Raw genomic sequence first — 16,666 nt, forward strand, 5'->3', positions numbered from 1 at the left:
TTAGCATCCCTTTAATCCAAAGAAAAGCTAGCGTCGTTTCTAGTGGTAGCGATTACACGAACTCTTTTGTTTTTAATGAAGGGGCTAGCCATTTTAAGGTGTTTTTTAATTACGGGTGGGTGTTTTAAAACGCTAAAATATTAAAGAGCTTAATCAAACGATAATTTCATTGTGATGCGTTGGGTTAAGAATTTCATCACCACTAAAAACCCACCAACGCTATCGGCTAAATCTTGATTGAATCACTCAAAGGTTTGCGCTTCTTTCATGTTATGGGCGGCACTTCGTGGGTGTTAGATTTGTTGTAAATTGGCGCCATTAAAAGCGATACGATAAAAGCGATTAAAGCAACCACAACAATATAAAAGCTTAAACCATAACTTTGCAAACTTTCAGGTGCTGCTATAGCTTTTGCATTTAACCAGCTTGAAAGTTGAGGGGTAAAGCCAGCGGTTATAGCATAGGCTATGTTATAAGCGAAGGAAATCCCGCTAAAACGGATTCTAGCGCTAAACACATCGCTCATAAAAATAGGGCAAAAATTCATAATACCCGCACAAAAGCAAGCTAAAAAGTATAAAACTATGGTATTTACTAAACTTGGCGCGTTAGAATAAAATTCTTTAAAGAATAAAAAGCCAAAAAAGGCAAAGGCCACGCTAAAAGCCATGCAAACTTTGTGTGGTTTGATTTTATCGGCCAAAAGCCCGGTTAAAATAATAGAACTTACAATGCCAACAAGTCCTAAAATTTGAAAATAGGTTTTTTCAAAAGGAGTGAAATTGAAATTGGGATGCATGAGGGTAAAATTTGGAACAAAAAGGATAAAAATCAAAATACAAGCGGTTAAAACCCAAGTGATAAGCATGGAGATTAATATGCCAAAGAAAGAATTTTTAAACACCTCTTTAAGTGGGAATTTAACTAAGGCATTGTCCTGCTTCATTTGCTGAAAAACAGGAGTTTCTTCTAAAAAGCGTCTCAAATAGACAGAAATGATACCAAAAATCCCTCCAAGCCCAAAAGCAACCCGCCAAGCCCAATCTTCAACAACAGGCTTGTCAAAAACCATGTAAATCCCAATATAAACCAAACTCCCAAGCAAAATCCCAGAAACTACAGAAGCGCTTAAAAAACCGATATAAGTGTTTTTTTGGCCTTGCGGAGCATGTTCATGGACAAAAACCCAAGCGCCAGGCAATTCACCACCCACAGCAACGCCTTGACAGATCCTAACAAATATCAAAAAAACAGGAGCTATATAACCAAGATAATGAGCGTTTTTTGGGGTAAGTCCCATGCTATCAACGCCAAAACTCACAAAATGATTAAAAGTTGGCATCAAAGCGAGCGCAAAAGTTGGGATTACCATCAATAAAATAGAGAGCATGAACATGTTTTTACGGCCGAATCTATCCCCAAAGTGGGCCATCACTATGCCGCCAAGCGGGCGTGCCAGATAGCCTGCGGCAAAGATACCATAAGTGTTGATTTCAGACCAAATAGGGCTAAGCGTGTTTGGGAAAAAGTGCTTGGCAATGATACTCGTAAAAAATACAAAGATGATAAAATCGTAAAATTCTAAAGTCCCGCCAAGCGAAGATAACCCTAAGGTTCTTACCTCTTTTTTGCCTAAATGTTTTATTGATTATCCTTTCACTAAGGCTATCGCCCTTTTAATTTTTCATTTTGAAACTAATGTTGATAAAATTAATATAGCTAACTTACACCTTAACGGCATTTTTAGATAACAAGCAGTAAATGAAATTTATTAGCGTTCAAAAAGTGAATTATTTTATCTTTTTTATCATTAAGAATCACTTAAACGATTTTACATTTTGTTTTACCCATTTTGTCAAAACGCTTTACCCAATTCTATCAGCTAAAAAAACACTCCTATGAAGACTTGGGCAATAACACTTCTTTTAATGTTTTAATGATAGCTTCTTCTCTTTTTTCACGAAATTCCTTGATATTTTCCCACTCTAATTTTAAATTAGGGTCAATATAATTTTTTCTTTTATACTCTTCTATGGCTCGCTCATCTTTTTCTTCTTTGAGCCACACCTCAGGGTCTTTATCCTTTTTGGCGATGTTTTCTGCACCTTCTAAAAGCTGGAGATTAAATAAATAATCCCTCCACCCATAGAAATCTTGATTTAATTTTTTATTTTTCCCATTAAACTTGGACTTTGGATAAATATGGTCTATATGAAAAGTGTTGGTTTTGCAGTTCAGGTTTGGGTATAAGATTTGTAAAATAGGAAAGACTAAAGCATGGCTACTAGAACACATCATTTCTTCTATCGCATCGTTAGTGATTTTTAAAGGCCATGTTTGGTGTTTGGCTAAATTGTGGTTGAATGATTCAAAAGTTTGCACTTCTTTCATGCTATGAGCAATAACGCTTAATTTTGTATCTGTTGAGTTACTAAAATAACTCGTGATTTGAGCGTTACGGACAAATTTTAGGGCTTGTTCTTCATCGTTTTTATCCATTTTTGGATTTAAAAAATAAAAATAGGCTAAACTGGATAGAATATAAGCTGAACCTAAATAGCCGGCATAACCAAAATTTTCTAATAGTTTTGCAGCGTTATAAATGCTTTCTGTAATTTTTTCCCAATTGTCTTCAATTTTTTTAATATTTGGTTTATTAAAATTTTTTAATTCAAAAGTAGTGTCTTTACCAATGAGAAGCAAGCAAGTTTTTAGCACCTGGTCTTGCCCCATGTTTGAAAAACCTTTGTCTTTTAAAGCACCCACTAGCTCATTCATTTTTTCTCTAATATCGCTTGAAAAGCTTGCTGTCAAAATAGACATCAATAAATCAGAATAGCTTAACTTGACCCCGCCGCTATTGACACGGATAAAAATATTTAAAACTTTATTAAGATTTTTTTCTGTTTCTTCAAAAAATGAAATGAGTTGTTTGTCGTGAAAAGCTTTGTTTAGTGTTTCTAGTAATTTTGACTTTTCATTACCTAAATTGTGTTCTCTCACATAATTTATAACACTCTTTAATTCCAAAATATCCCCCACCTTAAACCACCAATGTTTTTTATCGTTTTCAGGCTTTTTGGCATGGAATTCAAACTGGTAATTGTCTTCGGGGTTGTCCATGTTTGGCTGGCGCTTCAAATTCAAATACAAACGCTTCTCTTCATAAGCGTTAGGGTTGTTGATTTTAGCGTTCTTTTTCTTAAGCGTTCTAGTGCCTTTAAGCCCGATATAAAGCGAGGTTAAACGCTGTTGGCCATCTAGGACGATATACAAATCATCACACTTGATTTGTTCAATACGGATTTTTTCATTGTGAGGCTTTCGCTCATCGTAGTTTGTAATGAATTGATAAAGTTGGAAATTGAGTTTATCGCTATCTTGTTCATCACTCTTGGCTATATCCTCTTTTTGTAATTTCCAAAATAAAAAAGAGCCGATAGGATAGCCCCTAAGAATGGAGTCAAAAAGTTGCTCTATCTTTCTTTTTATCAGCTTTTTTGAGCCACACATATTCGCGCTGAATGTCAGGCAAAAAATAACGAACATTCAATCCATCTACCACATCTTTAATGCTCTTATCCAAAAACACACCCATGGGAATTTCCTTGTTTTTATTCTAGGCTGTATTATAATCAAATATTAAAGAGATTAGAATAAGCCAACTTTAATTTAAGATTTTTTCCACGCGCTTTTGGACCGCTTCTAAAACCAAGCAAAAAAGCCAATAAATCAAAGCGGCTTCCAAGTAAATAGGCAAAAAGTCATAGCTGGCGTTCGCTTTTTGTTGCGCGATCCTAAAAACCTCTGCGATAGTTACCACAGACGCCAAAGAAGTTTCTTTAAAAAGGCTGATGAAGGTGTTACTCAGGCTTGGCGTAGCGACTTTGAGCGCTTGAAAAAAGATGACATGCCAAAAGGTTTGCAAGTAGTTCAAACCCAAACTCAAGCTTGAATCCCATTGATCTTTAGGGACAGAAAGAAAGCTCGCCCTCAAAGTCTCTGAAGCGTATGCCCCTACATTAAAAGAAAACGCAATAATGCCTGCTGGGATCGGATCAATATAGACCCCAAGGGCGGGCAAACCATAAAACACCACCACAATTTGGACCAATAAAGGCGTGCCTCTAATGAGCGAAACATAGAAATTCACGCCCGCTAATAAAGCCTTATGAACGAAATGTTTAGAGGGTGCGATTTTAATGAGGGCCACAAAAACCGCAATGAACAAGCCCAAAATGAAAGAAATGATCGCTAAAGGCAAAGAAATGCAAAAAGCGGCTTTTAGCATGGGGTAGAAAGCCTCTAACAATAATTCCAAACGCTCCTTGCTCAAATCTAAAGATTCAAAAAACAAAGACAGATTAGGGCTGGCTGACATCTTTTCCAAAAAATTGTTCGCCTAAGCGTTTTAAAACCCCTTTATTGATCAATCTTTGCATCGCCTGGTTGATAAGCTCTAAGGCTTTTTCTTGGTGCTTGTTGATGACAAAGGAAGTGCCCCCATCTTTTTCTTTGGACTCCCATGCGATTTTAAAGGGGTTGTTTTTATGGGTGTTTAGGTAGTTTAAGATTGCTAAAGAACTATTTAAGGTCAAATCGGCTCGTTTTTGCGCCACTAGCAACAAGGCTTGCGCCATAGAATCCACCGAAACGATTTGAGCGTCGTATTTAAAAGCGATTTCCCCATAAGTGGAGCTTAAAGTGTTAGCCGCCTTTAAGTCCTTAATATCTTCAATGCCTTTAATGCGGTTTTCATCTTTCCTAACGAGCATGATCGTGCCTGAATAGCTATAAGGCAAGCTTTTGTCAAAAGCCGCTTGGCGTTTTTTAGTCGTCAAACTCACTTGGTTAGCGACCATATCAAAACGCCCCGATTTCAAGCCTGTCAGCATAATATCCCATGAAGTTTCGTGGAATTTGATCTTCACGCCAAGCTCTTTGGCCAACTCCCTAGCCACTTCCACATCATAGCCGGTGAGCTTGCCCTCTTTATTATGGTAAGTGAAAGGGGGGTAAATGCCTTCTGTGCCAACGCTGATCGTTTCTTTATTAATCAGTTTTTCATACAGGCTAGAAGCGTTCAAAAAACCCCCAAAAAAACTTATTACCAATAAAAAGAGAAATAAAACTTTTTTCATTTTTTAATCAATCCTAATCATTATTTTTCGCGCATTCTAGCACAAAATAAAAATTTTGCATGGTTTGATTTTAAATATAGACGCGCTCCAAGCGTTTGGATAGGGTGCTGATAGTTTCATAAGGAATGGTGTTTAAAAGTGCAGCGATTTCGCTTGCGTCATTAGCCTTAGCGCTTTTATCCCCAAATAAGATGACCTCATCGCCCTCTTTGGCTTCAATATTATTGAGTTTGACAAAGCACTGATCCATGCACACCTTGCCAATAAGAGGGGCTAGTTGGTTATTGATTACTACTTGAATGCGATTGCCTAAAGCGCGCGCTAACCCGTCCGCATACCCTAGAGCTAAAACACCCACTAAAGTCTCTTCATTGGTATAAAAATGCTCGCCATAGCCAATAAATTCGCCTTTTTTAACGCTTCTGATTTGAACGATTTGCGCTTTCAAACTGATAACATTTTTTAAGATGGTTGGGCATGATTCTTTCATTTCATTAGAAGGGTAAAAACCATAGAGCATGATCCCTGGGCGATAAAGGTTTAAGAAGCGGTTTTCATTCCCGTTACACAAAGAAAGGATGCCGGCAGAATTGTAGGCATGGCGGTATTGAAATTCTATTTTTTGATTTAAAAGCTGTTCTAAAAAAGCGTTAAAGGCTTTCATTTGGTTTTTAGCATGGGTTTTAATCTTAGCATCAGCGTTGCTTAAATGCGTGAATATCCCCTCTATTTCCAAGCCTTTTAAAGCGCGGATTTTTTTAATGGTTTCTATGCTTTTAAAATTAGGCTCTAAACCCAAGCGGTGCATGCCGGTATCAATTTTAAGATGAATTTTTAAGCGTTTTTTGGCTTTTAAAGCCATTTGAGAAAAAATTTCCGCTTGTTCAAGGCTAAAAACCATAGCGCTCAAATCGTTATCAATCAGCATGGAAGCGTTAGCGTTAGGGCTATAACCTAAGATCAAAATGGGGGTTTTAGAAAAATGAGAACGCAACTCTAAAGCTTCATCTAAGGCCGCTACCCCTAAATAATTAGCCCCTTCTTGTAAAAAAATTTCGCTCGCTTTAATCGCCCCTGCCCCATAAGCGTTCGCCTTGACAACCGCCATGATATGGGCGTCTTTAGGGACAATGCTTTTGACTGCATGAAAATTATGTCTTAAAGAAGCGGTATCCACTTCTACAAAACTCGCCCTTTTTAACATGTCATTTTACTTGTTAGAATGCTTGCTAAAATACCAACGAGTTTCTGAAGAAACCACCTTATGCAACAAAATCAAAGCGATCAAATTAGGGATAGCCATAAGCCCGTTAGAAAGATCCGCTAAATTCCACACAAAATCAATTTTAGCCATAGCCCCCACCATCACACTCGCTAAAAAGATCAAGCGGTAATATTTCACTTTTTTTTCACCAAAGGCGTATTCAGTGCATTTTTCCCCATAATAAGCCCAACCAATAATCGTAGAGTAGGCAAAAAAGATCATGGTTGTAAAAATCACCACCGTCCCTAATGAGCCTAGAAAATACTCCGTGCTTTTTAGAGTGAGCAAATTAGCGCTTAATTTTTCCCCATTAGGGAGCAAGGTGTTGTATTCTGGCGCCATTAAAATCACGCTCGCTGTCGCCGAACACACTATTAAGGTTACAATAAAAGTTTGGAGCATGGACACTAAGGCTTGGCGCACCGGGTGGCGTGTTTGAGCGCTTGCGGCAATAATAGCCGAACTCCCTAACCCCGCTTCATTAGAATACAACCCCCTAGCCACACCGGTTTTTATCATCGTCGCCATTAATGCACCTGCCGCTCCGCCCACAACGGGTTTAGGGTTAAAGGCTTCTTCAAAAATGAGTTTGATCGCTTGAAGGGCTAAATCAAAATGGCTAACAATAATATAAATGATAGCGATCAAATACAAAAGCACCATAACAGGAGCTAAATAAGAAGTGAATTTACCAATGGATTTGATCCCCCCTATGACAATGAAAGCGGTTAAAATCGTGAGCAATAAACCTGAAACCCAAGTGGGCAGGTTCGCTTGTTCACTCAAAATGGAAGAAACCGCATTAGATTGCGTCATGTTACCGGTGCCAATGCTCGCAATAATCGTAAAAATCGCAAACGCCATGGCGAGTTTGGGCATGTTAAGGCCGTTTTTAATATAATACATAGGCCCTCCGTTGTATCCAAACGCCCCTTTTTCCCTATATTTCACCGCTAAAATCCCCTCAGAATACTTAGTCGCCATGCCAACAAGCCCGGTAACCCACATCCAAAACACCGCTCCTGGCCCTGCAATGCTGATAGCAGTCGCTACGCCTACGATACTCCCAATGCCTACAGTCGCCCCTAAAGAGAGCATGAGAGCGGAAAATTGTGAAATGTCGCCCTTAGATTGGGACTCTTTGTCAAAAAGGATTTTGATCGCATAAAAGATCTTACTGAATTGCAAACCCCTAAGATAAAAGGTTAAAAACAAGCCGGTGCCTACTAATAAAATTTGCATGGGAATCCCCCACACAAAATTAGATAATAAACGCACCACCGAATCAATCGTTTCCATAAAAGCTCCTTAACAAACTAGGGTTTAAAAAAGAAATTCCTTAATCCCTAAAAAATGCAGAAAAAAGCATAATATCGGCATTTTTTTCATTCGCTCCGTCTTGGCTTAAATTGGCGATGATTTTACCAATGGCCGGGCCAAAAGTGATGCCAAGCCAGCCTAGTCCTGTCGCATGGATTAAGTTTTTATAGCGTTTGTCATAGCCCAAATAAGGAATATCATTAGGGGTTAAGGGCCTGAAACCGCACCACTCTGTGGCGTCTTTCATTTCAAAAGGCTGCGTGAAAGCGGCTAAATTCTTTTTCATGTTAGCGATTTGCTCTTTATCAATGAGAGCGTTATTAGTGTTTAATTCTAATTTAGAAGTGATTCTAACGGTGTCTCTTCGTGGGGTCATTGCCATGAAAATATCCGCAAATAAAGAAGAGGTTTTGGGTTTCAATTCTTCAGGCATTTTAAAGGTGATGCTATAGCCTTTAGCCCCCATCATTAAAAAATCGTTTTTGGTTTTTTTAATGAGAGTGGGGTTAGCCCCAGTGGCTAGAATGATTGTTTCTGCTTGGATTTTTTCCTTATGCGTGATAACGCCATCAATGAGGTTGTTTTTAAATTCAAAATCAACAACCTCTTCATTATAAAGGAACTCCACGCCCACATTTTGTAAATATTCTTGCAAAGAGCGCATCACTTCGCCCGGATCCACATGCGCGTTTTCGGTCAAAAGCACGCTCCCGCAGATATTATCATTAACAACGGGCATGTATTCTTTGGTCTCTTTAGCGCTAAGGATTTTATAAGTGCCGCTGTTATCGCAAGTTTTAATCTTTTTTTCAAAACTTTCTTCTAAAGTGTAGATCATTAAAAGCCCGTCTTCTTTATACCAAAAGTCCATGCCGTCTTTTAGCATTTGATGATACATATCAACACTCAGCCACCCGTAGCGTTCAAACAACGCCATGGTGCGGTGCGTGGATTTGGCGTTCGCGCTTTTTACAAATTTTAAAATCCATTGATAGAGCTTTAAATTAAGCCCAAAATGGAATTTTAAAGGGGCTTGGTTTTTGAGCATGAGCTTTAAGGTGTCTAACACCACACCAGGGCATGAGAGCGGGGCTTTTTTAAACGCAGAAATGAGCCCAGCATTCCCAAAAGAAGTGCCGTTTGCACCATCGCTTTTTTCAATCACGCAGACCTTATGCCCTAACTTATGCATAGAATACGCGCAAGAAAGCCCTACAATCCCACCGCCTATGACCACGACTTCTTTTTTCATGCTGATAGTCCCTTAAATAGAATTACTTAATGGCTATCGCTTCAATTTCTACTAAAGCGTCTTTAGGTAGTTTAGCCACTTGAAAGGTCGCTCTAGCCGGATAAGGCTCTTTAAAATAACTCCCATAAATTTCATTCACCACCGCAAAATCGTCTAAACTTTTCAATAAAATAGTCGTTTTAACCACGCTATCCATCCCTAACCCTGCTTCTTTTAAAATCGCTTTGATATTTTCCATGGATTGCGTGGTTTGAGAATGAATGTCCGCACCTTTAAACTCGCCGGTGCTTACATCAATACCCAATTGCCCAGAGACAAAAACAAGATCGTTAGTAGCGATAGCTTGAGAGTAAGGGCCTATCGCTTTTGGGGCTAGCGTTGAATGGATGACTTCTTTCATGATTGAAACTCCTATGATGATGTGTTATGTCAGCTATTATTATGCAATCAAATTAATAAAGAAATAAAAAATGAGCGCAAAACGCCATGAATTTTCATCTTATTATAAGGTATTGTATATTTTTTACCCATATTTAGAAATTCTTAAACGGGTTTGATTTGAATTTTAGGCTTGTTATCATTAAATATTAAAGCTATCACTCGCTTGCAAGCCCTTTTATTATGGCTTATTTTACAAAATGCCTTTGAGCATTTTTACAGACACTCATTGCCACTAAAAGAGGGCAAAGCCACAATCTGTTTTTAAAAGAGAGTTGGAAATTTGAACAAAACCTTGACTTTTATTATTGAGTTTAGATACAATAACAATCGTCTTTTTGAATAAAGAGTGCGGGAATAGCTCAGTGGTAGAGCACGACCTTGCCAAGGTCGGGGCCGCGGGTTCGATCCCCGTTTCCCGCTCCATATTTTGATTTAACTTCTAGAGCATGGTTTCTATTTAGTTTGCCCAGGTGGTGGAATTGGTAGACACAAGGGACTTAAAATCCCTCGGTAGCAATACCGTGCCGGTTCAAGTCCGGCTTTGGGCACCATCATTGCAAATTAAACCAAATTAATATATGGTTTGATTTTGTTATCTCAATAGACGCACTAGTGTTAAATTTAAGGCGACATAGCCAAGTGGTAAGGCATGGGTCTGCAAAACCTTGATCCCCCGGTTCGAATCCGGGTGTCGCCTCCATATTGTAGTCATTTAGGGACTTTTGTAAGGGACTTTTATGAAAATAGCGGGAGATGGCTGAGTGGTTGAAAGCGGCGGTCTTGAAAACCGTTGAGGGTCATACCTCCGGGGGTTCGAATCCCTCTCTCCCGGCCACTTGATTAAAATCTTTTAAGCGATTTGTTTTGGCAAATTCATCTCTTCTTTTAACAAAGAATTTTGTGAATATTGATTGTCTCTTTTAATTGAAATTTAAAGATTAGTTTAAAGGATTTTATTCGGTGGGATTGTCAGCGTTAAGCCTTATTGTTCCTTTCAGCGTTATTTTAATGGTGGTTTTCACTAAAAGAGTCGCGCTCTCGTTGTTTGTAGGCATTTTAGTGAGCGCTGTTTTAATGCATTCTTTACACCTTTCTCAACTTGTAGAATATATTTATCATAAAATCACTTCCGTTTTTTACGCTTATGAGCCAGAAAAGGGGCTTCATTTCAATCTTTCTAATCTCTATGTTTTTGGGTTTTTGATCTTTTTAGGCATTTTAAGCCAAGTGATTTTAAAATCCGGTAGCGTGCAAAACTTTGTCAAAAAAGCTAAAAAATACTCAAAAAACGCTAAAACCCCTGAATTTATCGCCTTTTTTTCAGGCATCATTATTTTTGTAGATGATTATTTTAACGCCCTGACCGTGGGGCAAATCTCAAAGTCTTTAAACGACGCTCATAACTCCACACGAGAGCGCTTGGCTTATATTATAGACTCCACTTCAGCACCGGTGTGCTTATTAGTCCCTATTTCTAGCTGGGGGGCATATATTATGGGGATCATGAATAATGACAGCTCGCCCTTATTGAAAGATAGTTTTTCGGTGCTTGTTCAAAGCTTAAGCAGTAATTATTATGCGATTTTTGCGCTCATCGCAGTCTTTCTTACTATTTTATGGCAAATCAACCTCCCTAGCATGAGAAAGTATCAAAACATAGGCGTGAAGGATTTTTATAGCGAACAAGAAGAAAGCTCTTCAAAACTAGCCCCCTTGAGTTTGTTGCCCCTTTCTATTTTATTATTGATTGTGTCCATTTCATCATTGATTTTTTATACAGGAGTGGTCTTAAAAAACACTGATGCGAGTTTTTCGCTCTTTTATGGAGGGCTGTTTTCGCTCATTGTTACTTATCTTTTAGCTTATAAGTTTTTAGAAAAAGGGAGCTTTTTTAAACTCATGCTTGATGGCTTTAAAAGTGTGGGGCCGGCGATACTAGTCTTAACGCTCGCTTGGGCTATCGGGCCTGTGATTAGAGATGACGCTCAAACAGGGCTTTACTTGGCCCACATCAGCAAGGAGTTTTTAAATAGCGGGGGAGGCGCATATATGCCTTTAATCTTTTTTTTAATCTCTGGGTTTATCGCTTTTTCTACCGGCACAAGCTGGGGAGCGTTTGCGATCATGCTTCCCATTGGAGCGGGCATGGCTAGTGAAAGCGATATTATTTTGATTGTTTCAGCGATCCTTTCAGGCGCGGTTTATGGCGATCACACAAGCCCCATTTCTGACACGACTATCCTATCGGCTACGGGGGCAGGGTGTTCGGTGCAAAGCCATTTCATCACACAATTCCCTTATGCGACTATTGCGATGCTTTGCAGCGCGGTGAGTTTAGGGGTGGCAAGTTTTATGCATTCGCGCTCGCTCGCGTTTGTAATCGGTGTGGCTTTGCTTGTGGGGGTGTTTTATCTTTTAAAAAGGTTTTATGGTGAAAATCTAAAAACTTAAATATTCTTAAGTAAAGCTTAAAAATCCCATTTTTTAAAATTAAAATAAGGTTTGAACGATCCGTATTTGACTAAAAAAGAGTCTTATTTCATTACCAATCAATTAAAAAAATTATTCAAAAATAACCACCAATTATAAAAATTTTCACAAATCCCTAAAGAGTAACGCTTTTTAAAAAAATACATTTTTTTTAATTTTTTAATCAACTATTAAGGTGTTTTAAGTTAAATTTCCTTATCTGTTAAACATACGGATAATGTTATATCTTAAGGAAAGAAAATGGGGTTAGGACACTAATAAGTTTAGGGATTTTGTTGAGCGTTTTGAGTGGCGATGATCTGAGATTGTATTCAAAACCTTTAGTCTATTCGGATAGGAGTGGGATTATTGGGATTGATATTGACAAACGGACATTTTACAAACGAGCGTTCGTTTTCACGATGAAATCATTGTTCGGTGAAAACTTGCTTCTGTTTGTCAAATTGAAGCATTCTGCGTTAATGAGCAAGCACATGAAAGGGCCTTTGGAAAACCGCCATCATCATTCTTTCACTAGGAATTATGAAAAAGCGATCAATGGTTGTCAAAAGTATTTCCATATCAAATTGCCTGAAGGTGCTCCTAGCAACTTCAAATCAGGCTCATACATGGTTACTATGGTGGTGCGTTTTTAAAGCGTTATTTGGGGTATTCTTTAATACCCTTATCATCTTTTAAAATATCATCTTTCAAAAGCACAAATTTATTTTTTAGCCCTTTTTTAAATCTTCTTAAAACTCTTTTGTTGTATTGATTGAGTAAAGTATTTTTAAAATACGGATAAAATTCATAAAAAATTTAAAAAATAAAAAAAGCTCTGTTTTCATCAAATACGGGTTACTAAAACTTTTTATGGCGGGTTAAAACATATTTTTGGCTTTAATTGTTTCTTTTAGGATTAATTTCATCAAGGTTTAAAGCATTAGCGTCTTTCCTCTTATCATTTGGCGCTAAAAACGACTCCATTAGCCCATTTCTTGAATTTTTTGTAATCATCTATTTTTATCTGCCCTAAAAACATGAAGCCAAACAAACCCCCTACAAAAACGCTTCTAACTTATAGGCTTTTTTATGCTCTTGTTTCAAATCCATGTAAGCGTTTAAAAGCATGTATTCTTCAAAGGATAAAACCGCTAAATGCTCCTTAGCGAGATCGTTCATTTCTAATTCTAACAACACGAATAAAAAGGCTTTTTGCGCCTTATCGTCTTCTTGGCTTAAAATCTCAAAAAACTGGAACCATTGATCGGGGACAAGAAATTTTTGCGCTTTTTGGGCGAGCTTTAAATAATCATTCTTGTCATAACCCACCTTTTTGCAAAGCTCTGAAATTTTTAAAGTGTCTGTGTTTAAAGATTTTTCAAAAAAGGCTTTTAAAAAAGACTTCACGCACTCTTTGTCCAAGTTCTCTTGCATCGCATTCAAAGCCTTTAAAATCTCTTTTTTGTTGCCTTTTTGGGCGATTTCTATAAAAGCGTAGCGGCGTAATTCCAAAGGGATTTGCGCGTTTGTTAAAACTTCAAAGGCGTTTTTCAAATCGTTATGAATGAAAGCCTTCAAGCGTTTAGAAAAATAAGCATGCTCATAAGCTAACGAATGCTTAGCGTGATCTTTAGGCTCAAGGGTGTTATTTTCTATATTGTGGTAATGCTTAAAAAGGTTATCCACTTTTTCGCACCCGCTACTTGGCGTGTTTAAATCAGCCTTTAAATCATAGCGGGCTAAGATTTGAGAGAGGTTTTTAGCGAGATCGCTTTTAAATTTCGTTTTTAAAAAAGTCTTTTGGGTGTCTTGGGACAGGATTTGTTTGAGCAATTTGTCAAAATCCCTTTTTTCGTGGTATAAGCGGATTTTATGGCTGAGATTGTGTTTGAATAAAAAAACCCATGAAAAAAAAGCGAACATGCCCAAAACGCCCATAAGCCATACGGCAATGGGAAAATTAAAGCTGTAGCTCCCTAAATTGAAGGCATACGCTTGCGGATCAATACTATAAACAAACACGCCAAAACCCACAATGAACAAAAATGTAAAGATAATGTAAAAACGCATGTGCACCTCCTATTTATGGTATGGATGCTTAAAAATAATGCTTAAAGCCCTATAGATTTGCTCGCACAAGACAATTTTAGCCACTTCATGGCTAAAAGTCATCTCGCTCAAACTCCAAGCTTGACAATCCTTTAAAAAATTTTCTTCAAACCCATACGCTCCAGCGATAAAAAAATTAATATTAAGATGATTTTCTAACATTTTACTAAACGCAAAGCTATCGCCCCTTTGAGATTTAGGGTGTAAGGCAATATTTTTTGCCTTATGGTTTAAATACGGCTCAAAGGCTAGAGAGTAGCTTTTTTGAGCGAGTTCTTTAGAAACTTTTTGAGCGTTGGCGGTATTTTTAGGGAATAAATCCACTAATTCCAGCTCGCAATCAAATTGCTTGCATTGCTTTTGATAGATTTTCACTAACTCTAAAGGCGAACTTTTAGCGATAGAATACACCACGCAACGCATCAATGTTAAAACTTTAAAAAATCTTTGAAGTCTTATGCATCATCATAGCGATCAAATCGCTCAAAGTTTTTTTCAAATCCTTCCTGTGCACAATCATATCAATCAAGCCATGCTCTAATAAAAATTCCGCTGTTTGAAAGCCCTCAGGCAAATCCGCCCCTATAGTTTGCTTGATCACTCTAGGCCCTGCAAAACCTATCATCGCCCCAGGCTCTGCGATAATGAGATCCCCTAAAAAAGCAAAAGACGCGCTAACGCCCCCATAAGTGGGATCGCTTAAGAGCGAAATGAAAGGGAGTTTGGCCTCACTCAATCGGTTCAAAGCCGCACTCGTTTTAGCCATTTGCATGAGCGAATAAGTGGATTCTTGCATCCTAGCCCCCCCACTCGCTGAAACAATCAATAACGCTTCTCTTTTAGCGACCGCGCGATTGATCGCTCTTACGATCTTTTCGCCCTCCACAGAGCCTAAACTCCCTCCCATAAAGCTAAAATCAAACACCACGATCTGCAAAGGCATGCGGTTGATTTTAGCCTCACCGCTGATCACGGAGCTTGGGCGGTTAGTCCTTTTTTCGTATTTTTTAATGCGTTGTTTATAGCTCTCTTTATCCACGAAATTTAAAGGATCATTAGGCCGTAAGTGTTTGTCAAACTCTTCAAAACTCCCCACATCGCATAGAAATTCAATCCTTTCAGTTGCGTTCATGCGGAAATGGTAATGGCATTTCAAACACACGCTGTATTTACTAAACACTTCTTTATGATACATTAACGCATAACATTTAGGGCATTTCACCCAATGGCTTGGCTGTTCTTCCTTACTTGGTGCTGTCCGCAATTTATTGATCTTAAAATTTTTAAAGAAATCTGCAAATCCCATGTTTTTCCTTAATTTTGCAGTTTTATTAGGATTGTATCCAAGTTTTGCTTATAATAAACCAAATTATCTTAAGAGTAGTGATGCAAGGGTTTCTTTTACAAACACAAAGCATAAGAGATGAAGATTTGATCGTGCGCGTTTTAACCAAAAACCAACTCAAAACCCTCTATCGTTTCTATGGCAAACGCCATAGCGTGCTGAATGTGGGGCGTAAAATTGATTTTGAAGAAGAAAACGATGATAAATTTTTACCCAAGTTAAGGAATATTTTGCATTTAGGCTATATTTGGGAAAGAGAAATGGAGCGCTTGTTTTTTTGGCAACGCTTTTGCGCTCTCTTGTTCAAGCATTTAGAAGGCGTGCATTCTTTGGATAGTATCTATTTTGACACTTTAGATGATGGGGCTAACAAACTCGCCAAACAGCACCCCTTAAGAGTGATTTTAGAAATGTATGCAACGCTTTTGAATTTTGAAGGGCGCTTGCAAAGTTACAATTCTTGTTTTTTATGCGATGCAAAATTAGAGCGTTCTGTCGCTTTAGCGCAAGGGTTTATTCTAGCACACCCCTCTTGTTTGAAAACTAAAAGCCTGAATTTAGAAAAAATCCAAGCTTTTTTTCGCACTCAAAGCACGATTGATTTAGAATTAGAAGAAGTGGAAGAATTATGGCGCACGCTGAATTTAGGGTTTTGAAAGGTTAAAATGAAATTTAAATTTTTGAATATGGATAATGAGAGCGGTTTTATTTTGATTGAAAAAGAATTGAAACGATTAAACATTCTCGCTCAAGTCAAAGAAGATTGCATTGAATTAAAAGGCGAGAATATCAAACAAGCAAGAATCTATCTTAAAACGCTTTTTAACTCCAATATTGTGGAATTAGACGATCACCAAAAAAGCGCAAACGCTTTAATAGAGCGCTTGAAATCTTTAGGTTTAAAAATTGCGGTGGCTGAAAGCTGCTCTGGGGGGTTATTATCGCATGCATTCACTTCCATTAGCGGGGCTTCAGCGGTTTTTATGGGGGGTATTGTGTGTTACAATGAAGAGGTTAAGCGTGAATTGTTGAAAGTCAATGCCACGACTTTAAAAGTCTTTGGGGTTTATAGCGAAGAATGCGTGAAAGAAATGCTATTAGGCGTGTTTTTAAATTTTAAAGTGGATTTAGCGCTTGCGATGAGTGGGGTGGCTGGCCCTAATGGGGGGAGCAAGGCTAATCCTGTAGGCACGATTTATATTGGTGCACAAAAGTTAGGAACTCAAGCTTTAATTGATCGCTGTTTTTTTGAAGGGAACAGAGAAAGCATTCAAAATAAAAGCGTAGAGCATGCCCTAAACATGCTCGCTAGAATGCTATAA

Annotated in this window: 14 protein-coding genes, 4 tRNA genes and 1 pseudogene; 8 read left to right on the forward strand and 11 right to left on the reverse strand. The window is 38.1% G+C overall.

Translation table 11 applies throughout. The features are described 5' to 3' along the window. Positions 1-265: 265 nt before the first annotated feature. From KX581_RS06020 to KX581_RS06055, 8 genes and pseudogenes are all read right to left on the reverse strand, one after another. Positions 266-1,645, reverse strand: coding sequence for an MFS transporter (locus KX581_RS06020; protein WP_231175876.1), 1,380 nt, complete (start codon positions 1,643-1,645; stop codon positions 266-268). A gap of 251 nt (positions 1,646-1,896) precedes the next feature. Beyond that, positions 1,897-3,598, reverse strand: a pseudogene (locus KX581_RS06025) (DUF262 domain-containing protein). 69 nt (positions 3,599-3,667) lie between these two features. Continuing rightward, positions 3,668-4,381 (reverse strand): amino acid ABC transporter permease, encoded by a 714-nt coding sequence (locus KX581_RS06030; protein WP_231175877.1) that lies wholly within the window; start codon positions 4,379-4,381, stop codon positions 3,668-3,670. Continuing rightward, positions 4,365-5,141: an amino acid ABC transporter substrate-binding protein gene (locus KX581_RS06035; protein ID WP_231175850.1), complete on the reverse strand. Its 777-nt coding sequence runs from the start codon at positions 5,139-5,141 to the stop codon at positions 4,365-4,367. Before KX581_RS06035 ends, KX581_RS06030 begins: the two co-directional genes overlap by 17 nt. A 70-nt stretch (positions 5,142-5,211) precedes the next feature. Beyond that, positions 5,212-6,345, reverse strand: a complete 1,134-nt coding sequence (alr, locus tag KX581_RS06040) for an alanine racemase (protein WP_231175851.1) — start codon at positions 6,343-6,345, stop codon at positions 5,212-5,214. Between the two features lie 6 nt (positions 6,346-6,351). Further along, entirely contained in the window at positions 6,352-7,704 is a 1,353-nt protein-coding gene (locus tag KX581_RS06045; RefSeq protein ID WP_231175852.1) for an alanine/glycine:cation symporter family protein, read from the reverse strand. A gap of 40 nt (positions 7,705-7,744) precedes the next feature. Beyond that, entirely contained in the window at positions 7,745-8,977 is a 1,233-nt protein-coding gene (locus tag KX581_RS06050) for an NAD(P)/FAD-dependent oxidoreductase (RefSeq protein WP_120873188.1), read from the reverse strand. Between the two features lie 22 nt (positions 8,978-8,999). Beyond that, positions 9,000-9,377 carry a RidA family protein gene (locus KX581_RS06055; RefSeq protein ID WP_000665814.1) on the reverse strand — a complete coding sequence of 126 codons (378 nt, stop codon included), beginning with the start codon at positions 9,375-9,377 and terminating at the stop codon, positions 9,000-9,002. Positions 9,378-9,766: 389 nt separating this feature from the next. Between KX581_RS06055 and KX581_RS06060 the strand changes: the two genes are divergently transcribed. The 6 genes from KX581_RS06060 (at position 9,767) to KX581_RS06085 (ending at position 12,543) form a co-directional block, all read left to right on the forward strand. After that, positions 9,767-9,841: transfer RNA gene (locus tag KX581_RS06060), tRNA-Gly, on the forward strand. A gap of 41 nt (positions 9,842-9,882) precedes the next feature. Continuing rightward, positions 9,883-9,969, forward strand: a tRNA-Leu gene (locus tag KX581_RS06065). 74 nt (positions 9,970-10,043) lie between these two features. Continuing rightward, positions 10,044-10,118: transfer RNA gene (locus KX581_RS06070), tRNA-Cys, on the forward strand. Between the two features lie 47 nt (positions 10,119-10,165). Next, positions 10,166-10,253, forward strand: a tRNA-Ser gene (locus KX581_RS06075). Between the two features lie 125 nt (positions 10,254-10,378). Then, complete coding sequence (locus tag KX581_RS06080) at positions 10,379-11,869, forward strand: Na+/H+ antiporter NhaC family protein (RefSeq protein ID WP_231175853.1); 1,491 nt, start codon at positions 10,379-10,381, stop codon at positions 11,867-11,869. A gap of 311 nt (positions 11,870-12,180) precedes the next feature. Then, a complete protein-coding gene (locus KX581_RS06085) occupies positions 12,181-12,543 on the forward strand; it encodes a hypothetical protein (protein WP_231175854.1) in 363 nt (120 codons plus the stop codon). 403 nt (positions 12,544-12,946) lie between these two features. Here the strand turns inward: KX581_RS06085 and KX581_RS06090 are convergent, their stop codons facing one another. The 3 genes from KX581_RS06090 to accD are packed head-to-tail and all read right to left on the reverse strand — an operon-like array spanning position 12,947 to position 15,305. Then, a complete protein-coding gene (locus tag KX581_RS06090) occupies positions 12,947-13,960 on the reverse strand; it encodes a LapA family protein (protein WP_120856156.1) in 1,014 nt (337 codons plus the stop codon). A gap of 9 nt (positions 13,961-13,969) precedes the next feature. Continuing rightward, a complete protein-coding gene (gene rlmH / locus KX581_RS06095; protein WP_220955704.1) occupies positions 13,970-14,422 on the reverse strand; it encodes a 23S rRNA (pseudouridine(1915)-N(3))-methyltransferase RlmH in 453 nt (150 codons plus the stop codon). 13 nt (positions 14,423-14,435) lie between these two features. Beyond that, positions 14,436-15,305, reverse strand: a complete 870-nt coding sequence (accD, locus tag KX581_RS06100) for an acetyl-CoA carboxylase, carboxyltransferase subunit beta (RefSeq protein WP_000505062.1) — start codon at positions 15,303-15,305, stop codon at positions 14,436-14,438. Between the two features lie 80 nt (positions 15,306-15,385). Between accD and recO the strand changes: the two genes are divergently transcribed. Next, positions 15,386-16,000, forward strand: coding sequence for a recombination protein RecO (recO, locus tag KX581_RS06105; RefSeq protein ID WP_231175855.1), 615 nt, complete (start codon positions 15,386-15,388; stop codon positions 15,998-16,000). A 9-nt stretch (positions 16,001-16,009) separates the two neighbouring features. Then, positions 16,010-16,666 (forward strand): CinA family protein, encoded by a 657-nt coding sequence (locus KX581_RS06110; RefSeq protein WP_231175856.1) that lies wholly within the window; start codon positions 16,010-16,012, stop codon positions 16,664-16,666.

Source organism: Helicobacter pylori, from assembly GCF_021062735.1.
In the GTDB taxonomy this organism is placed as follows: Bacteria; Campylobacterota; Campylobacteria; order Campylobacterales; family Helicobacteraceae; genus Helicobacter; species Helicobacter pylori_DN.

What these genes read in the sequence shown, in the direction of transcription:
- KX581_RS06030 (WP_231175877.1), bottom strand. Translation starts at nt 4,381, where the DNA reads ATGTCAGCCAGCCCTAATCTGTCTTTGTTTTTTGAATCTTTAGATTTG.
- KX581_RS06035 (WP_231175850.1), bottom strand. Translation starts at nt 5,141, where the DNA reads ATGAAAAAAGTTTTATTTCTCTTTTTATTGGTAATAAGTTTTTTTGGG.
- alr (WP_231175851.1), bottom strand. Translation starts at nt 6,345, where the DNA reads ATGTTAAAAAGGGCGAGTTTTGTAGAAGTGGATACCGCTTCTTTAAGA.
- KX581_RS06045 (WP_231175852.1), bottom strand. Translation starts at nt 7,704, where the DNA reads ATGGAAACGATTGATTCGGTGGTGCGTTTATTATCTAATTTTGTGTGG.
- KX581_RS06050 (WP_120873188.1), bottom strand. Translation starts at nt 8,977, where the DNA reads ATGAAAAAAGAAGTCGTGGTCATAGGCGGTGGGATTGTAGGGCTTTCT.
- KX581_RS06055 (WP_000665814.1), bottom strand. Translation starts at nt 9,377, where the DNA reads ATGAAAGAAGTCATCCATTCAACGCTAGCCCCAAAAGCGATAGGCCCT.
- KX581_RS06090 (WP_120856156.1), bottom strand. Translation starts at nt 13,960, where the DNA reads ATGCGTTTTTACATTATCTTTACATTTTTGTTCATTGTGGGTTTTGGC.
- rlmH (WP_220955704.1), bottom strand. Translation starts at nt 14,422, where the DNA reads ATGCGTTGCGTGGTGTATTCTATCGCTAAAAGTTCGCCTTTAGAGTTA.
- accD (WP_000505062.1), bottom strand. Translation starts at nt 15,305, where the DNA reads ATGGGATTTGCAGATTTCTTTAAAAATTTTAAGATCAATAAATTGCGG.
- recO (WP_231175855.1), top strand. Translation starts at nt 15,386, where the DNA reads ATGCAAGGGTTTCTTTTACAAACACAAAGCATAAGAGATGAAGATTTG.
- KX581_RS06110 (WP_231175856.1), top strand. Translation starts at nt 16,010, where the DNA reads ATGAAATTTAAATTTTTGAATATGGATAATGAGAGCGGTTTTATTTTG.